We start from the raw sequence: 14,527 nt of genomic DNA, 5'->3' as shown, positions 1-14,527 counted from the left end.
CGCAGGCGCGCGATGTCGAGCCGTTCCCGGGCGTACGTCCGGGCGAGCGCGGCGTGCGCGAGGACGAATTCCGGCAGCGCGGGGTCACCGGCCGCGGGCGGTGCGGCAGGGGCCTCGGCGCGGGGCAGGGCCGCGGCCTGGCCGATGCGGTGGTGGAGGGCGAGGAGTTCGCCGTCCGCGGCCCGCACCGCCTCGTCCGTCTCGGCCTTGCGCTCGCGCAGGTGTCCCTCGATCTCGAAGAAGCGCCGCGTGTCGAAGAGCTGGCGCAGCAGGAGAGCGCGGTCGGCCGTGTCGGCGCCGAGGAAGCGGGCGAACTGGCCCTGCGGGAGGAGGACGACCTGGCAGAACTGTTCGCTGCTGAGGCCGAGGAGCTGCTTGATCTCCTCGCCGATCTCCTGGTGCGTGCGGCTGAGCCCGGTCCAGCCGCGCGCCGGCTCGTGGGCGCGCAGTGTGGTGAGGGCCTTCTCGGTGGTGGTGCCGGTGCCGCGCTTCTTGGCCCGGACGAAAGGGGGCTGCCGGGTGATCTCCAGGCGGCGGCCGGAGACGGTGAAGTCGAGCGTGACGGAGGTGCGGGTGGTGGGGGCCGCGTGGTCGCTGCGCAGCTTCTCGCCCTGCGCGGAGACGCCCTGGCGGTCGCCGGGGACCACGCCGTAGAGCGCGTAGCAGACGGCGTCGAGCAGGGAGGACTTGCCCGCGCCTGTCGCGCCGTGCAGGAGGAAGAGCCCGGCCTCGGCGAGGCGGTCGAAGTCGACGGTCTGGGTTCCGGCGAAGGGGCCGAAGGCGGTGACGGTGAGGTGGTGGAGTCTCATCGGCGGCTCTCCCCGGCCTGTGCCGCGAGGCGTACGGCGTCCACGGCGGCGCGCAGCACGGCGCGCTCCGCCTCGTCGGGGGCCTCGCCCCGTACGTGCGCGACGAAGTCCTCGGTGATCTCGTGGTCGCCGCGCCCCTGGAGCCGGTGCGCGTAACTGCGTCCGTCCGGCTCGGGCGGGCGCTCGGGTGCGAAGACGAGGCTGAGCAGGTGCGGGAAGCGGGCGGCGAGCCGCGCCATGGGTTCCTCGGGCCGCACCGGGTCGGTGAGCGTGGCCTCGATCCACGCGTCCTCGTGCGGGGTGTGCGCGGGGTCGGCGAGGAGTTCTCCGAGCGTGCCGCGCAGGCGGGCGAGGGGGCGGGGTACGGGGCAGTCGACGCGTTCGGCCGTGACGGCGCCCGCGCCGTCCAGGTCGATCAGCCACATGCTCTTGCGGTGGTCCGCCTCGGAGAAGGAGTACGCGAGCGGGGAGCCCGAGTAGCGCAGCCGCTCGCCGAGCGTCTGGCTGCCGTGGAGGTGGCCGAGCGCGACGTAGTCGACGCCGTCGAAGAGCGCGGCGGGTACGGCGCTGACGCCGCCCACGGTGATGTCGCGTTCGCTGTCGCTGGGGGCGCCGCCGGTCACGAAGGCGTGCGCGAGGACGACGGAGCGGGTGCCTTCGGGGCGGGTCGCGAGGTCGGCGCGGACCCGGTCGAGCGCGGCGCCGAGGACGCCCTCGTGGTCGGCGGGGGCGGCGAACTCATCCTTGACGAGGCCGGGTTCGAGGTAGGGCAGCCCGTAGAAGGCGACTTCGCCGTACGCGTCGGACAGGACGACGGGCTCGCCGCACTCGGCCGGCCTGGTCCGCAGGTGCACCCCGGCGGCGCCGAGCAGCCCGGCGCCGACGCCGAGGCGGCGCGCGGAGTCGTGGTTGCCCGAGATCAGGACGGTGGGCACGCCGAGCGCGGCGAGGCGGTGCAGCGCCTGGTCGTACAGTTCGACGGCGGGCAGCGAGGGCACCGCCCGGTCGTACACGTCCCCGGCCACGACGACGGCCTCGACGTCCCGCTCCCGCACGGTCGCCACGAGGTGATCGAGGAAGGCGGCCTGCGCGTCGAGCAGCGACACCCGGTGCAGGGAGCGCCCGAGGTGCCAGTCGGAGGTATGCAGAATCCTCAACGCTCCCCCTCCGTCCGCCCGTTCACCCGCGCACCACCTGTCGCCCCGCTCCCGCCGCACCCGGCGGCCACCTGACACCTCACGCCCGACAGTCTGCCACCCGGCGCGGAGCGGCTTGCACGGAGTTGTCGAGAGCGACCGTTTCGCGCGTTACGGGGTGTTTCGGGCTCGCGGAGGAACGGGCGCGGGCGCGTTCCGCCCCGTCCCGCGCCGAAACGTGCCGATGCCACACGACCTTGCGGGGGACGCCCCTCGTCGGGAGGGTGGGCGGATGACCCTTCCCACCTTCGTCCTGGTCCACGGCGCCTTCGCCAACTCCTTCTCGTTCGCGCCCCTGCAACGCGAACTCGCCCTGCGGGGGCAGCGGTCACTCGCCGTCGATCTCCCGGGGCACGGCTTCGGCGCGACGTTCCCCCTCGCCTACCAGGCGCCGCAGGACGCGGCGGCGCTCGCGAGAGCGGCGGGCGTGATCAAGGGCGTGACGCTCGCGGACAACGCGGCGCACCTCGTCGACGTGCTCGCACGGGTACGGGAGCACGGGCCCGTCGTCCTCGTCGCGCACAGCCGGGGCGGGGCCACCGCGACCGCGGCGGCGAACGCCCGGCCCGACCTCGTCGACCGGCTCGTGTACGTGTCCGCGTGGTGTCCCGTGGACCTGCCGGTGGGCGACTACTACGGCGAGCCCGAGATGGCGGGCGTCGACCCGGCGGCGTTCGCCGCGGCGGTCGCCGGGGACCCGGCCGCGCTCGGCGTGCTGCGGGTCAACTTCCGTACCGCGGAGCCGGCGGCGCTCGACGCCTTCCGGGCTGCCTTCGGCGCGGACCTGAGTGACGACGAGCTGCTCGGCTTCCTCAACACCTTCCAGCCCGACGAGAGCCTGGACGCGGGCACCCCGGACGACCGGGCCCGGGCCGGGACCTGGGGGACCATCCCGCGCGCCTTCGTCCGCCTGGCGCAGGACGCGAGCATCCCCCTCGCGATGCAGGACCGCATGATCCGCGAGGCGGACGCCCTCACCCCCGGCAACCCGACGAAGGTCCGCACCCTCCCCGGCAGCCACCTGCACTGGCTCGTCCACCCGGCCGAGGCGGCGGCGGTCCTCACGGAGCTGGCGACGGGGTGACGGGCGCGGGGCGGGCGTGAACGGTGGAGCGAGGGACGGGGTGGAGCGAGGGGCGGGGGTGGAGCGAGGGCGCCGGTCCCCCGCCCGCACCGAGGGGCTTCGGCCGGGCACCCCCCGTACCCGCGCCCGGCCGCCCCCGGCCCCTCGCCCCCGCCCCGCCCTCACGCGTCCGGGTGCCGCAGCCCCAGGTGATCCCGCAGCGTCGTCCCTTCGTACTCCGTGCGGAACACCCCCCGTTCCTGGAGGAGCGGTACGACCTGGGCCGCGAAGGTGTCGAGGCCGCCGGGGCTCACGTGCGGGGCGAGGATGAAGCCGTCCGCCGCGTCGTGCTGGACGAGGTCGTTGATCGAGGCGGCGATGGTCGCCGCCGAGCCGATGAACGTCTGGCGGGCCGTGATGTCGATGACGAGTTCGCGGATCGAGAGGTTCTTCGCCTCGGCCCGCTCGCGCAGTTCGCGGGCGATCTCGCGCGGGTCGCGGTGGTGGCGTGTGGTCGAGCGGCCCCGCGCGAGGGTGTGCTCGCCGGGGACGGGGTCGATGCCGGGGAGCGGGCCGTCCGGGTCGTAGCCGGAGAGGTCCGTGTTCCACACGTGTTCGAGGTGGCGCAGCGCGGTCTGCCCGCTCACCTGCTGGAGGCGTATCCCGTGGGCGAGTTCGCGGGCCTCCGCGTCGGTGTCGGCGAGGGCGAAGGTCGCGGCGGGCAGGATGAGGAGCTGGTCCGGGGTGCGGCCGTGGCGGGCGAGGCGGCCCTTGACGTCGCTGTAGAACGCCTGCCCCGCCTCCCGCGTGTCGTGCCGGCTGAAGATCGCGTCGGCCTCGGCCGCGGCGAACTCGCGGCCCTCTTCGGAGTCGCCCGCCTGGAAGATGAGGGGACGCCCCTGGGGGCTGCGGGGGACGTTGAACTGACCGTGGATGTCGAACTGTTCGCCGTGGTGCGCGAAGGCCCCGGCGCGCGCGGTGCGCAAGAAGGTGCCGGAATCCGGGTCGGCCGCGATCTCGTCGCCGTGCCAGGAGTCGAAGAGTTCGTGCGCGGTGGCCAGGAACTCCTTGGCGCGCGCGTAGCGTTGCTCGCGGGGCAGGAAGCCGCCGCGCCGGAAGTTCTCGCCGGTGAAGGCGTCCCAGGAGGTGACGACGTTCCACGCGGCGCGCCCGGCGGAGAGGTGGTCGAGGCTCGCGAACTGGCGGGCGACCTCGTAGGGCTCGTTGAAGGTCGAGTTGATCGTGCCGGTGAGGCCGACGTGGGTGGTGACGGCGGCGAGGGCGGCGAGGACGGTGAAGGTGTCCGGGCGGCCGACGACGTCCAAGTCGTATATCTTTCCGGCCTGTTCGCGCAGCCGCAGGCCCTCGGCGAGGAAGAGGAAGTCGAACTTGGCGCGCTCGGCGGTCTCGGCGAAGTGGACGAAGGAGTCGAAGTCGATGTGGCTGCCGGAGTCCGGGTCGCTCCACACGGTGGTGTTGTTGACGCCGGGGAAGTGGGCCGCCAGGTGGATCTGCTTGAGCGGTGCGCTCATGGAAGGGTTCCTCTCCGGGGGCCGGCGTCAGGTGGTCGCGTAGCGGTTGGCGGGGTGCGGGTCGAGACCGAGGTGGCCCCGCAGCGTCGTGGCCGTGTAGGCGGTGCGGAAGGCGCCCCGCCGCTGGAGTTCGGGGACGAGTCCGCGCGTGATGCCGCGCAGGTCGTGGCCGAGCACGGCGGGCCGCAGGCGGTAGCCGGTGAGCCCGGCGGCCTGCCAGTCGGTGAGGAGGTCGGCGAGCGCGGCGGGCGTGCCCGCGAAGATCTCGGCGTCGCTCGCGTACGGCTCTCCCGCCAGGGCGTCGAGCGCGGCGAGCCGTTCGGCGGCACGGCCCGGTTCCTCGTCGACGAGGACCACCACGTCCCCGAAGACGTGCAGGGGTTCGTCCGCGCGCCCGGCCGTCTCCCGCTCCCTACGGATCTCCTCGACGATCGCGCGCGCGTGCGCGGCGCTGTGCGGCGTGACGTAGCCGACGTCGGCGGAGCGGGCGACGAGGCGGTAGGGGACGGTCTGGTGGGCGAGGGAGGTGACGAGCGGCTGGCCCTGCGGGGGGCGCGGGGTGATGGAGGGGCCCTTGACGGCGAAGCGCGGCCCCTCGAAGTCGATGTAGTGGAGTTTGTCGCGGTCGATGAAGCGGCCGGTGGCGGCGTCGCGGATCTCGGCGTCGTCCTCCCAGCTGTCCCACAGGTGGCGCAGCACCTCGACGTACTCCGCGGCCTCGTCGAAGAGCGCGGAGACGACGGACTGCCCCTGGGCGGACTGGAGTTCGTCGAGCGTGAGGGGGGCGAGGGCACGGCGTCCGAAGTGCCCGTACTCCTGCGGGCGGGCGGAGATCTGCACCCGTATCCCGGCGCGTCCCTTGCTCACGTGGTCGAGCGTGGCGATCGCCTTGGAGAGGTGGAAGGGCTCGGTGTGCGTGACGACGGCGGTCGGTACGAGGCCGAGGTGCCGCGTGAGCGGGGCGACGCGGGCCGCGGTGAGGACGGCGTCGAGCCGCCCGCGGACCTGGTCGGTGCGGTCGTCGGGCCCTTCGAGGCGGCTGGACTGGAGCGCGAGCCCGTCCTCGAAGGTGACGAAGTCGAGCAGGCCCGCCTCGGCCTCGCGGACGAGGTCCGCCCAGTAGGTGGCGGTGAACAACTCCCCCGGGCGCGCGCCTTGTTCGCGCCAAGCGGCCGGGTGCCAGCCGGCCCCGTCGAGGGCGACGGCCAGGTGGAGCGGAGGTGTGTCGGACATGCGAGGCCCTTCCGGTCGGTCAGGGGTGGGACGGCGGCGGGGGCGGAGGAAGCGGGAGGCGGTACGGGGCGGAGCGGTACGGGGCCGGGCGGGGCGGTAGCGGAAGGGGCGCCCACCGGCGGACGCCCCCGCCCGCTCAGTCCGCCGCGGGCGTCCGTACCGCGAGGAACGTCGTGCGCCTGCGCAGCGTGAAGCCGATCGACTCGTACAGCCGGATGGCGTTCGTGTTGCTCGCCGACGCGTGCAGGAACGGGGTCTCGCCGCGTTCGCGGATGCCGTGCGCGACGGCCCGTACGAGCCGCGTCGCAAGGCCCCGGCCCCGGAAGGCGGGGTCGGTGCACACGGCGCTGATCTCGGTCCACCCCGGCGGGTGCAGCCGCTCGCCCGCGAGGGCGACGAGGCGGCCCTCCTCACGGATGCCGAGGTAGGTGCCGAGCGTCACGGTGCGCTCCTTGAAGGGGCCCGGCTTGGTGCGGGAGACGAGGTCGAGGATCTCCTCGGTGTCCTCCGTGCCGAGCCGCACCGCCTCGGGGGCGGGCTCGGAGCGCAGCGAGGTGGCGACGAGCTGGACGCCCCGGCCGTGCTCCAGGGTCTCCCACTCCGGGGGCGCCGCGGGCGCGCCGTTGACGAGGGCGACCGTGCCGGGCCCGAGGAGCCGGGCGAGGTCCGCCCACGCGGCGGGGTCCCCGGGGTCGGCGAGCGCGGTGAAGGCCGCGACGTCGGCGGGGTAGCGGGCCGCGCCGCCGAGGCGCTCGGCGAAGACGGCGTGGGGCCCGGTGAGCGAGGCCCAGGCGGGGTTGTCGAGGAGGTGGGGGCTCGCGGGCACGGGGGAAGGGGCCGGCTGGACGCTGGTGGCCATGGTGCGGTTCCGCTCCTGTGAGGTGGGAGGTGTCTCGTGCGGTCCAGGATTCAGGAGTCGCTGAGGGGGAGCCCCGGCGGGTTGATCTCGCTGCGCTCGACGGCCTCGTCGGAGAGGTTCCAGGCGGCGAGCCACTTCGCGTACTGGCCGCCGTCGATGAGGTGGTTGATCGCCCCGGCGAGCGGCTTCGCGAGGCCGCTGTCCTTCTTCGCGGTCGCGGCGATGAGCCCCTGGAGACCCGAGCCCGCGCCCGAGTGGGTGCCGGCGCTGCGGGTCGCGCGCGGGGTGCCCTCGGTGGTGCGGGTGTGGTAGGCGATGGCCGGGTTCGGGCCGAGGTAGGCGTCGATCTTCTTGGCGCCGAGCGCGAGGTAGGTGCTGTTGAGGTCCGGGTAGTGCTTGACGGTGAGCTTCTTGCCCTCCTCCTTGAGCTGCTTCTGCCACTTGAGGAGGATGCGTTCCTGGTTCGTGCCGGAGCTGACGGCGATGGTCCTGCCCGCGAGGACCTTGTAGTCGCCCGTGAAGGTCCAGTCGTCGGACTTGTTCGTCTCGAAGGCGAGGTTGTCCTGCCGGTAGGAGGCGAACTCGTACTTGCGCTTGCGCTCCTCGGTGTCGGTGACGTTCGAGAAGGCGACGTCGACCTTGCCGCTGTCGACGCCGAGGAACATGTTCTCCCAGGTCGATTTCTGGATCACGGGCTTGAGGCCCAGGGTCGCCGCGACGAGGCGGCCGAGGTCGGACTCGGAGCCGGTGACGGTCTTCTGGTCGCTGCCGATGAAGTTGAGCGGCGGCGAGCCCGCGGGCAGCACACCGACGCCGATGACGAGTTCGCCCTTGTCCCTGATCTCCTCGGGAAGCTGGGCGCGCAGGGCCGCGACGGCGGAGACCTTGAGCGTCGCGGGCTTCGCGGCGCCGTTGGAGAGCGCGCCGATACCGATCCCGCCCGGGGCGGACCCGGCCACGGCCGCGGCGGGCTCGGCGTCGTCCCCGCAGGCGGTGAGCGCGGCGGCGAGCGGTACGAGGGCGAGGGCGGCCAGCAAGGTGGTGCGGCGATGACGGCTGCGGGGCGTGGGCATGACGGCGGGGTCCTTGTCGGTGAGGGTGGGGCGGTACGGGGCGGCAGGCGGTACGGAGGTGGGGCGGCGGGGCGTCCGTCCCGCGCGGGGACGGGGCGCCGGCGCGTCACAGCACCTTGCGGAGGAAGTCCCGCGTGCGCGGGTGGGAGGGGTGGTCCAGGACCTGGGCGGGCGGGCCCTGTTCGACGACGCGGCCCTCGTCGAGGAAGACGACGTGGTCGGCGATCTCGCGGGCGAAGCCGATCTCGTGCGTGACGACGACGAGTGTGGTGCCGCTCGTGGCCAGGTCGCGGATGACGGCGAGGACTTCGCCGACGAGTTCGGGGTCGAGCGCGGAGGTGGGCTCGTCGAAGAGCACCACTTCGGGGCGGAGCGCGAGGGCGCGGGCGATGGCGACGCGCTGCTGCTGGCCGCCGGAGAGCTGCCGCGGATAGGCGCCCGCGCGCTCGGCGAGCCCGACGCGGGCGAGGAGGCCGCGGGCGAGGTCCTTCGCCTCGTCCTTGCCGAGCCGCCCGGTCGCGACGGGCGCGGCGGCGACGTTGTCGAGCACGGTGAGGTGCGGGAAGAGGTTGAAGTTCTGGAAGACGAAGCCGATCCGGCCGCGCTGGGCGAGGATCGCGCGCTCGCTCAGCTCCTTGAGCCGTCCCTTGTACGCGCGCACGCCGATGAGTTCACCCGCGAGCCGGACGTGCCCGGCCTCGGGCTTCTCCAGGTGGTTGACGACGCGCAGGAGCGTCGACTTGCCGGAGCCGGAGGGGCCGAGGACGACGGTGACCTCGCCCCGGCGCACGGTCAGGCTCACGCCCTTGAGTACCTGGTGCGCCCCGTACCACTTCTGCACCTCGTGGATCTCGACGGCGGGCGGTGCCTCGGGGACGGGCTCGGCCGTGCTCTCGGCGGGCGTCGTCGTGGTGGTGCTCACAGCGCGGCCTCCTTGCGGGCCCGGGCGCGCAGCTCGCGGAGCGAGGCGCGCAGTTTCTGCAGCGGGGTCGGCGGCAGGGTGCGCAGGGCGCCGCGCGAGGAGCGGCGTTCCACGTAGAACTGGGCGATCGAGACGAGGCTCGTGAGCAGGACGTACCAGACGGTCGCGACGAGCAGGAGTGGCACGATGTCGCCCGGGTAGGTCGAGCCGAGGCTCTGCACCGAGCCGAAGAGGTCGAGCAGCGAGACGTAGAAGACCAGCGAGGTGCTCTTGACCAGGCCGATGAGCTGGTTGACGTAGCCGGGGACGATGGCGCGCAGGGCCTGCGGGAGGACGATGCGCAGGAACTGGAAGCGGCGGGGCAGGCCGAGCGCGGCGGCGGCCTCGTGCTGGCCCTGGTCGACGGAGAGCAGTCCGGCGCGCACCACTTCGGCGGCGTAGGCGGCCTCGTTGAGGCTGAGTCCGAGGACGGCGAGCGCCATGTCCGTCGCGAGACGGCTCTCGTCGAAGGTGAGGAAGGCCGGGCCGAAGGGCACGCCGAGGCTCAACGTCTGGTAGAGCGCGCTGAAGTTGTACAGAAAGAGCAGCAGCACGATGAGTGGTGTGGAGCGCAGCAGCCAGATGTACGTCCAGCTCACCGCGCGCAGGACGGGGCTGCGCGAGAGCCTGCCGAGTGCGAGCACCACTCCGCCGAGCAGGCCGAGCACGGCGGAGAGCGCGGTCACCTCCAGGGTGATGAGGAGTCCGTCGAGGATCGTGGGCCGCAGGAACCAGTAGGCGAAACGGTCCCACTGGTAGAAGGGATTCGTGACGAGTCCGTGCACCACCTGCGCGGCGAGGACGAGGACGACGGCGGTCGCGAGCCACCGCCAGGGGTGGCGCAGCGGGAGGACCCGCTCGGCGAGCGGCGGTCCGGTGGGCGCCGGTTCGCTTTCGTTCGGGGGCAGTTGGGGTACGGGTTCGGGCGGGCGGACCGGGGCGACGGCGGACCCGGGCGGTTCGCTCATGGAGGGCTCCTGCGGGAGGGCAGCGGGGCGTGCCGGAGGAAGGACGCGTGCGAAGGAAGCGCCACCGGCGCGCGGCCGGTGTGCGGGGAGGAGGGCGGGACCCGGCGCGTGCCCCGCGGGCGGGGCGCGGGGGTGGAGTGCCGGGGCGAGGTGGCGCGGGGTGCCGAGGGGTACGGGGGCGCCTCGGGCGGTACGGCGGGGAGCGGCGTTCCGGCCGTTCGGCCTCGTACGTGCGAGGGCCCGGACGCGAGCGGTTCAGGCGGACCGGTGCGGCCGGTCCCCGGCCGGTCGGCCGTCGGGGCCGGTCAGCCGCGCGGGCGTGGGCTCAGCGGGAGACGCGCGCGGGGCGCGGGAGACACGGACACAGGGCGCTGTTGACGCGCAGCAGGTCGACGGGCCGGTCGAGGAAGGGCGTGAGGCGACCGCGGTGCCGGGAGACGGCGGACTGAGCCCGCATCGCCGCTCACCTTCCTTCCTCGTTCGTCGTTCTCGTCTGCGGCGTAAGGTAGGCAGCCCGGCGCGGGACTGTCAACGGTGCCCCGCATGGTGGACAACTCGCCGCCGCGAGCGGCCCGTTCGCGCAACAGCGGGTGCCGGTGGCTCAGCGCGCGTCCAGCAGGCGTTCGACGAGGTCACGCCACCCGGACTCGATCCGCTCGCGGCTCACCCCGCGCTCGGTCATCAGGTGGTGGACGAGGACCGCATCGACCGAGGCGAGCAGGGTGTGGGCCTGGAGGAGCGTGTCGCCCCTGCTGCCCGCCTCGCGCAGTAGCATCGCGAGGTGGGTCTCGCGCAGTCGCGTGGCCGGGATCGCGTAGGCGCGCTCGGGGTCGTCGCGCGTGGCGCGTACGACGTCGTAGAACAAGCGGTCGTGCGCGACGAGGGCGGGCCCGAAGGCGAGCAGCCGTTCGCGCGGCGGGGCGTCGGGGCCGAGTGGTGGCGGGCCGCTGAGGAAGGCGGCCTGGAGGCGCGACTCGCGGTGGTCGAGAAGGGCGGCGAAGAGCCCGGCACGGCTGCCGAAACGGCGGAAGACCGTTCCCTTGCCGACGCCGGCCGCCGCGGCGACCGCGTCCATCGTCAGGCGCTCGGCGCCGCACGAGTCCATGAGGGCGGAGGCGGCGTCGAGGAGCAGCCCCTTGTTGCGTACGGCGTCGGCGCGCAGCCCGGATGCCGAAGTGAGCACCGGGAGCCCGTTGCCGCTCTCCTCGGGGGGCCGAATGTTGCGCGTCATGAACTCACCGTAACGCTTTCCGCCAGAAGTGGACCCCGGTCCGGATAAGTGTTACAACTTTCAACGGACCACGGTCCGCTTAGCCGCGGCCCCTCCCCGAGGGGCAGTGTCACATATCCGTGGCCATGCCACGTACCGCCTCCCTTCTCAGGAGTTCCCCATGTCCGTCCGCATCCTCGCCCTCGTCGGCAGCCTCCGCGCCGGCTCGCACAACCGTCAGCTCGCGGAGGCGGCCGTGAAGCACGCCCCCGAGGGCGTCGAGGTCGTCGTCTTCGAGGGCCTCGCCGAGGTCCCGTTCTACAACGAGGACCTCGACGTGGAGGGCCAGGTGCCCGCCGCCGGGGCGAAGCTGCGCGAGGTCGCCGGCTCCGCCGACGCCTTCCTGCTCTTCTCGCCGGAGTACAACGGCACCATGCCGGCCGTCCTGAAGAACGCCATCGACTGGCTGTCCCGCCCGTACGGCGCCGGCGCCCTCACCGGCAAGCCCGTCGCCGTCATCGGCACCGCGTTCGGCCAGTACGGCGGCGTGTGGGCGCAGGACGACGCCCGCAAGGCCGCCGGGATCGCCGGTGGCGTGGTCCTGGAGGACGTCAAGCTGTCCATCCCCGGCTCCGTGACCCGCTTCGCCGAGCTGCACCCGGCCGATGACACCGAGGTCGTCGACGGCCTCGTGAAGACCCTCGCCTCGGTCGCCGAGAAGGCCACCCCGGCCGCCGCCTGACCCGCCTGCGAAGCGCCCGGCCACCCGAGAGGCCGGGCGCTTCGCGGTTCCCCAAGCCCCGCCCCGGCCCGTCACCGGCACCCGACCCGCACCAGGAATCCAGCCCGCACCACAAAATTCAAGCCTCTCTGGGGGTACCTCCCGGCCGAAGGCCGGGGGAGCTTGAGGAGCGGGGTGTGGGGCGGAGCCCCACGATCCGGGGCGCCGGGGCGAAGCCCCAGCCGTCCGGCTACGCTCACCGCCATGCGTCTCCCCACCCCACCCCAGATCGACGACCTGCACAGGCGCCACGCCCCCACCCCCGAGGCCCACGCCTCCGTGCACCGCCACTGCGGCATCGTGTGGCGCATCGCCGAGGGCCTGATCGCCTCCTCGGGCGCCGACGTGGACGCGGAACTCGTACGGGCGGGATGCCTCCTCCACGACATCGGCGTCTACCGCCTCGACGAGGACGCCGAGCGGGGCGAACTGGGCCAGGGCCACTACGTGCGCCACGGTCTGCTCGGCCACCGCCTGCTCGCCGCCGAGGGCTGGCCCGAGAGCCTGTGCCGCTTCTGCTCCTGCCACACGGGCGTCGGCCTCACCCGCCACGACATCGAGACCCAGCACCTCCCGCTGCCCCCGGGCGACTACGTGGCGCGCACCGACGAGGAACGCCTCGTGATGTACGCGGACAAGTTCCACTCCAAGTCGCGCGGCGGCCGCTTCCACACGGCCGACGGCTACGCGCGCCTCGTCTCCCGCTTCGGCCCCGGCAAGGACGAGGAATTCGCCTCCCTGCGCGCCCAGTTCGGCGAGCCGGACCTGAGGGCGCTGACGGCGGAGTTCGGGGACCCGGTACGCGACTGAGAACGAACGGGCGCGAGCGCCCACCGGGTCCGCTCCGGGCAGGCAGAGACCCCGCTCCCTCCCTCACACCTCCCCGTACGCCTCCCCGCCCAGCGTCAGTTCCGCCGTGCCCGCCGTCGCGTCCGCGAGCCACGCGCGGAAGGCGTCGAGTTCGGTGCCGGGGATGCCGAGGTCGATGCTCACCCGCTCCCCGTACCGCACCTCGCGCACCGAACGGCCCGTCGAACGCAGGTCGTTCTCGATCTTCCCGGCACGCTGGTGGTCGACGGTGACGGTCGCGAGGCGGTAGCGGCGGCGGGTGACGGTGCCGAGGCGGTCGAGCGTCTCGCCCACGACTCCGCCGTACGCGCGGATCAGGCCGCCCGCACCGAGTTTGACCCCGCCGTAGTACCGCGTGACGACGGCCGCGACATACCGCAGCTCGCGGCGCGTGAGCATCTGGAGCATGGGGACGCCCGCCGTCCCGCCCGGCTCCCCGTCGTCGCTCGCCTTCTGCACGGAGGCGTCGGCCCCGAGCACGTACGCCCAGCAGTTGTGGCTCGCGTCCGCGTGCGCGGCGCGCACCCGCGCGAGGAACGCCTGCGCCTCGTCCTCGTCGGCGACCGGGGCGAGGGTGCACAGGAAACGGGACCGGTTGATCTCGGTCTCGTGACTGCCCTCCCGGGCCAGGGTGAGGTACGCGTCCTGAGGCATTCCCCCAGCGTATGCGCCGTGCGGGAATCGCTCGCGGCGGGTGGGTGTTGCCGCTCACACAGACGTTGCGAGCAGGAGGTGCCGGATGTACGGCGACGACGAGACGGTACGGGACATCCTCACCGGGACCGGTGACACGTGGGCGGTGGTCGGGCTCTCGAACAACACCTCACGCGCCGCGTACGGCGTGGCCCAGGTCCTCCAGCGGTTCGGCAAGAAGATCGTCCCCGTCCACCCGAAGGCCGAGACGGTCCACGGCGAACAGGGGTACGCGAGCCTGGAGAACATCCCCTTCCCGGTGGACGTGGTCGACGTCTTCGTCAACAGCGAGCAGGCCGGCGCGGTGGCGGACGCGGCGGTCGCGAAGGGCGCGAAGGCGGTGTGGTTCCAGCTCGGCGTGATCGACGAGGCGGCCTACGCGCGTACGAGGGACGCGGGACTCGCGATGGTCATGGACCGCTGCCCCGCCATCGAAATCCCCGCTCTTTAGTCGGCTTCGCCTCCGGGAGCGCCGGTGCCGGTGTCGAGTCACCCGACGTGCTCGGTCGCTCGTTCCTCACGACCTGCGCGCGACGGGCGCCTCGACACCGTCGCGCCCCCTTCGGCTCAGCCTCCAAGCCCCTCCACGACGACCGCCCCCGGCAGCTGCGCGAACGCCTTGCCGGGGACGAGGAGTTTGCCGCGGCGCCGGCCGCTGCCCACGAGGACGTGGGGAAGGTCGGTGACCGCGGCGTCGATCAGGAGGGGCCAGTCCTCCGGGAGGCCGAGCGGCGTGATGCCGCCGTACTCCATGCCCGTCTCGCCGGTCGCGAGGTCCATCGCGGCGAAGGACGCCTTGCGCGCGTCGAGTTGCTTGCGCACGACGCCGTTCACGTCGACGCGCGTGTGCGAGAGGACGAGGCAGGCGGCGTGCCTGCGCGCCTCGCCGCGCCGTCCCGTGACGATGACGCAGTTCGCGGACACCTCCAGGAGTTCGCGCCCGTAGTGCTCGACGAAGGCGGCGGTGTCCGCCCACTCGGGGTCGCTGTCGACCCAGTACACCTCTTCGGCGGGCACCGGACCCGCCCAGTGGCGCACGGCGCGGGCGACGGGCTCGACGAGGACGTCGAGGGCCTCGGGAGCGGTGCGGACGTCGGTGAAGTTCCCCAGGGGTGCGCGCATGGGCGGCACGGTAGCAGCCGGCCGCGGGCCTCAGTCCCGCTCGCGCCGGGGGCCCGGGTCCCGCTCGCGTTCCGCGAGCCGTTCGAGTCCCGCGAGCTGCTCCGCGTCGAGCGAGGCGAGGGCGGCGAGCTGGGCGGCGCTCGCGTCGCGCGGCACGGGGACGGGGGCCGGCGTGCGA

At 73.7% G+C, this 14,527-nt stretch carries 16 protein-coding genes; 4 read left to right on the top strand and 12 right to left on the bottom strand.

The window, feature by feature from the left end; genetic code table 11:
- Together G3I42_RS20035 and G3I42_RS20030 are read right to left on the bottom strand one after the other, a co-directional pair.
- A partial coding sequence (locus G3I42_RS20035; RefSeq protein ID WP_164287839.1) for an SMC family ATPase occupies positions 1-809 on the bottom strand: 809 nt, incomplete at its 3' end.
- Positions 806-1,966 (bottom strand): exonuclease SbcCD subunit D, encoded by a 1,161-nt coding sequence (locus G3I42_RS20030; protein ID WP_164287837.1) that lies wholly within the window; start codon positions 1,964-1,966, stop codon positions 806-808. The genes G3I42_RS20030 and G3I42_RS20035, both read right to left, overlap by 4 nt.
- 271 nt (positions 1,967-2,237) lie before the next feature.
- On the opposite strand from G3I42_RS20030, the gene G3I42_RS20025 reads away from it, so the two are divergent.
- Entirely contained in the window at positions 2,238-3,089 is an 852-nt protein-coding gene (locus tag G3I42_RS20025; protein WP_164287835.1) for an alpha/beta hydrolase, read from the top strand.
- Positions 3,090-3,250: 161 nt separating this feature from the next.
- Here the strand turns inward: G3I42_RS20025 and G3I42_RS20020 are convergent, their stop codons facing one another.
- The 8 genes from G3I42_RS20020 to G3I42_RS19990 form a co-directional block, all read right to left on the bottom strand.
- On the bottom strand, positions 3,251-4,600 hold the full coding sequence (locus tag G3I42_RS20020) for an NtaA/DmoA family FMN-dependent monooxygenase (RefSeq protein WP_164287833.1): 1,350 nt from the start codon (positions 4,598-4,600) through the stop codon (positions 3,251-3,253).
- A gap of 27 nt (positions 4,601-4,627) precedes the next feature.
- The gene (locus tag G3I42_RS20015; RefSeq protein WP_164287831.1) at positions 4,628-5,833 is read right to left on the bottom strand and encodes an LLM class flavin-dependent oxidoreductase; all 1,206 of its coding nucleotides are present in this window, start codon (positions 5,831-5,833) and stop codon (positions 4,628-4,630) included.
- A gap of 136 nt (positions 5,834-5,969) precedes the next feature.
- Positions 5,970-6,692, bottom strand: a complete 723-nt coding sequence (locus tag G3I42_RS20010; RefSeq protein WP_164287829.1) for a GNAT family N-acetyltransferase — start codon at positions 6,690-6,692, stop codon at positions 5,970-5,972.
- 50 nt (positions 6,693-6,742) lie between these two features.
- Positions 6,743-7,765, bottom strand: coding sequence for a transporter substrate-binding domain-containing protein (locus tag G3I42_RS20005; RefSeq protein ID WP_164287827.1), 1,023 nt, complete (start codon positions 7,763-7,765; stop codon positions 6,743-6,745).
- Positions 7,766-7,871: 106 nt separating this feature from the next.
- Positions 7,872-8,687: an amino acid ABC transporter ATP-binding protein gene (locus G3I42_RS20000; protein ID WP_164287825.1), complete on the bottom strand. Its 816-nt coding sequence runs from the start codon at positions 8,685-8,687 to the stop codon at positions 7,872-7,874.
- On the bottom strand, positions 8,684-9,694 hold the full coding sequence (locus G3I42_RS19995; RefSeq protein ID WP_164287824.1) for an amino acid ABC transporter permease: 1,011 nt from the start codon (positions 9,692-9,694) through the stop codon (positions 8,684-8,686). Before G3I42_RS19995 ends, G3I42_RS20000 begins: the two co-directional genes overlap by 4 nt.
- A gap of 325 nt (positions 9,695-10,019) precedes the next feature.
- The gene (locus G3I42_RS38245; RefSeq protein ID WP_275405267.1) at positions 10,020-10,151 is read right to left on the bottom strand and encodes a hypothetical protein; all 132 of its coding nucleotides are present in this window, start codon (positions 10,149-10,151) and stop codon (positions 10,020-10,022) included.
- 144 nt (positions 10,152-10,295) lie between these two features.
- Positions 10,296-10,925: a TetR/AcrR family transcriptional regulator gene (locus G3I42_RS19990; protein ID WP_164287822.1), complete on the bottom strand. Its 630-nt coding sequence runs from the start codon at positions 10,923-10,925 to the stop codon at positions 10,296-10,298.
- Positions 10,926-11,085: 160 nt separating this feature from the next.
- Here G3I42_RS19990 and G3I42_RS19985 point away from each other — a divergent pair, with 160 nt between their 5' ends.
- Together G3I42_RS19985 and G3I42_RS19980 are read left to right on the top strand one after the other, a co-directional pair.
- Positions 11,086-11,646 carry an NAD(P)H-dependent oxidoreductase gene (locus tag G3I42_RS19985; RefSeq protein ID WP_164287820.1) on the top strand — a complete coding sequence of 187 codons (561 nt, stop codon included), beginning with the start codon at positions 11,086-11,088 and terminating at the stop codon, positions 11,644-11,646.
- Between the two features lie 243 nt (positions 11,647-11,889).
- On the top strand, positions 11,890-12,495 hold the full coding sequence (locus tag G3I42_RS19980; RefSeq protein WP_164287817.1) for an HD domain-containing protein: 606 nt from the start codon (positions 11,890-11,892) through the stop codon (positions 12,493-12,495).
- Positions 12,496-12,558: 63 nt separating this feature from the next.
- Here G3I42_RS19980 and G3I42_RS19975 read toward each other — a convergent pair whose 3' ends face one another.
- A complete protein-coding gene (locus G3I42_RS19975; protein ID WP_009063142.1) occupies positions 12,559-13,188 on the bottom strand; it encodes a YigZ family protein in 630 nt (209 codons plus the stop codon).
- Positions 13,189-13,273: 85 nt separating this feature from the next.
- On the opposite strand from G3I42_RS19975, the gene G3I42_RS19970 reads away from it, so the two are divergent.
- Positions 13,274-13,678 carry a CoA-binding protein gene (locus tag G3I42_RS19970; protein ID WP_164287815.1) on the top strand — a complete coding sequence of 135 codons (405 nt, stop codon included), beginning with the start codon at positions 13,274-13,276 and terminating at the stop codon, positions 13,676-13,678.
- 116 nt (positions 13,679-13,794) lie between these two features.
- Here G3I42_RS19970 and G3I42_RS19965 read toward each other — a convergent pair whose 3' ends face one another.
- Positions 13,795-14,349 (bottom strand): YbaK/EbsC family protein, encoded by a 555-nt coding sequence (locus tag G3I42_RS19965; RefSeq protein WP_164287813.1) that lies wholly within the window; start codon positions 14,347-14,349, stop codon positions 13,795-13,797.
- Positions 14,350-14,527 lie beyond the last annotated feature (178 nt).

Source organism: Streptomyces sp. SID11385, from assembly GCF_010548245.1.
Taxonomy (GTDB): Bacteria; Actinomycetota; Actinomycetes; order Streptomycetales; family Streptomycetaceae; genus Streptomyces.
This window is presented reverse-complemented; position numbering and strand designations above follow the sequence as displayed.

Bases quoted from the DNA above. Each gene is read 5' to 3' on its own strand.
- G3I42_RS20025 (WP_164287835.1), top strand. From the start codon at position 2,238: ATGACCCTTCCCACCTTCGTCCTGGTCCACGGCGCCTTCGCCAACTCC.
- G3I42_RS20020 (WP_164287833.1), bottom strand. From the start codon at position 4,600: ATGAGCGCACCGCTCAAGCAGATCCACCTGGCGGCCCACTTCCCCGGC.
- G3I42_RS20015 (WP_164287831.1), bottom strand. From the start codon at position 5,833: ATGTCCGACACACCTCCGCTCCACCTGGCCGTCGCCCTCGACGGGGCC.
- G3I42_RS20010 (WP_164287829.1), bottom strand. From the start codon at position 6,692: ATGGCCACCAGCGTCCAGCCGGCCCCTTCCCCCGTGCCCGCGAGCCCC.
- G3I42_RS20005 (WP_164287827.1), bottom strand. From the start codon at position 7,765: ATGCCCACGCCCCGCAGCCGTCATCGCCGCACCACCTTGCTGGCCGCC.
- G3I42_RS19995 (WP_164287824.1), bottom strand. From the start codon at position 9,694: ATGAGCGAACCGCCCGGGTCCGCCGTCGCCCCGGTCCGCCCGCCCGAA.
- G3I42_RS38245 (WP_275405267.1), bottom strand. From the start codon at position 10,151: ATGCGGGCTCAGTCCGCCGTCTCCCGGCACCGCGGTCGCCTCACGCCC.
- G3I42_RS19990 (WP_164287822.1), bottom strand. From the start codon at position 10,925: ATGACGCGCAACATTCGGCCCCCCGAGGAGAGCGGCAACGGGCTCCCG.
- G3I42_RS19985 (WP_164287820.1), top strand. From the start codon at position 11,086: ATGTCCGTCCGCATCCTCGCCCTCGTCGGCAGCCTCCGCGCCGGCTCG.
- G3I42_RS19980 (WP_164287817.1), top strand. From the start codon at position 11,890: ATGCGTCTCCCCACCCCACCCCAGATCGACGACCTGCACAGGCGCCAC.
- G3I42_RS19975 (WP_009063142.1), bottom strand. From the start codon at position 13,188: ATGCCTCAGGACGCGTACCTCACCCTGGCCCGGGAGGGCAGTCACGAG.
- G3I42_RS19970 (WP_164287815.1), top strand. From the start codon at position 13,274: ATGTACGGCGACGACGAGACGGTACGGGACATCCTCACCGGGACCGGT.
- G3I42_RS19965 (WP_164287813.1), bottom strand. From the start codon at position 14,349: ATGCGCGCACCCCTGGGGAACTTCACCGACGTCCGCACCGCTCCCGAG.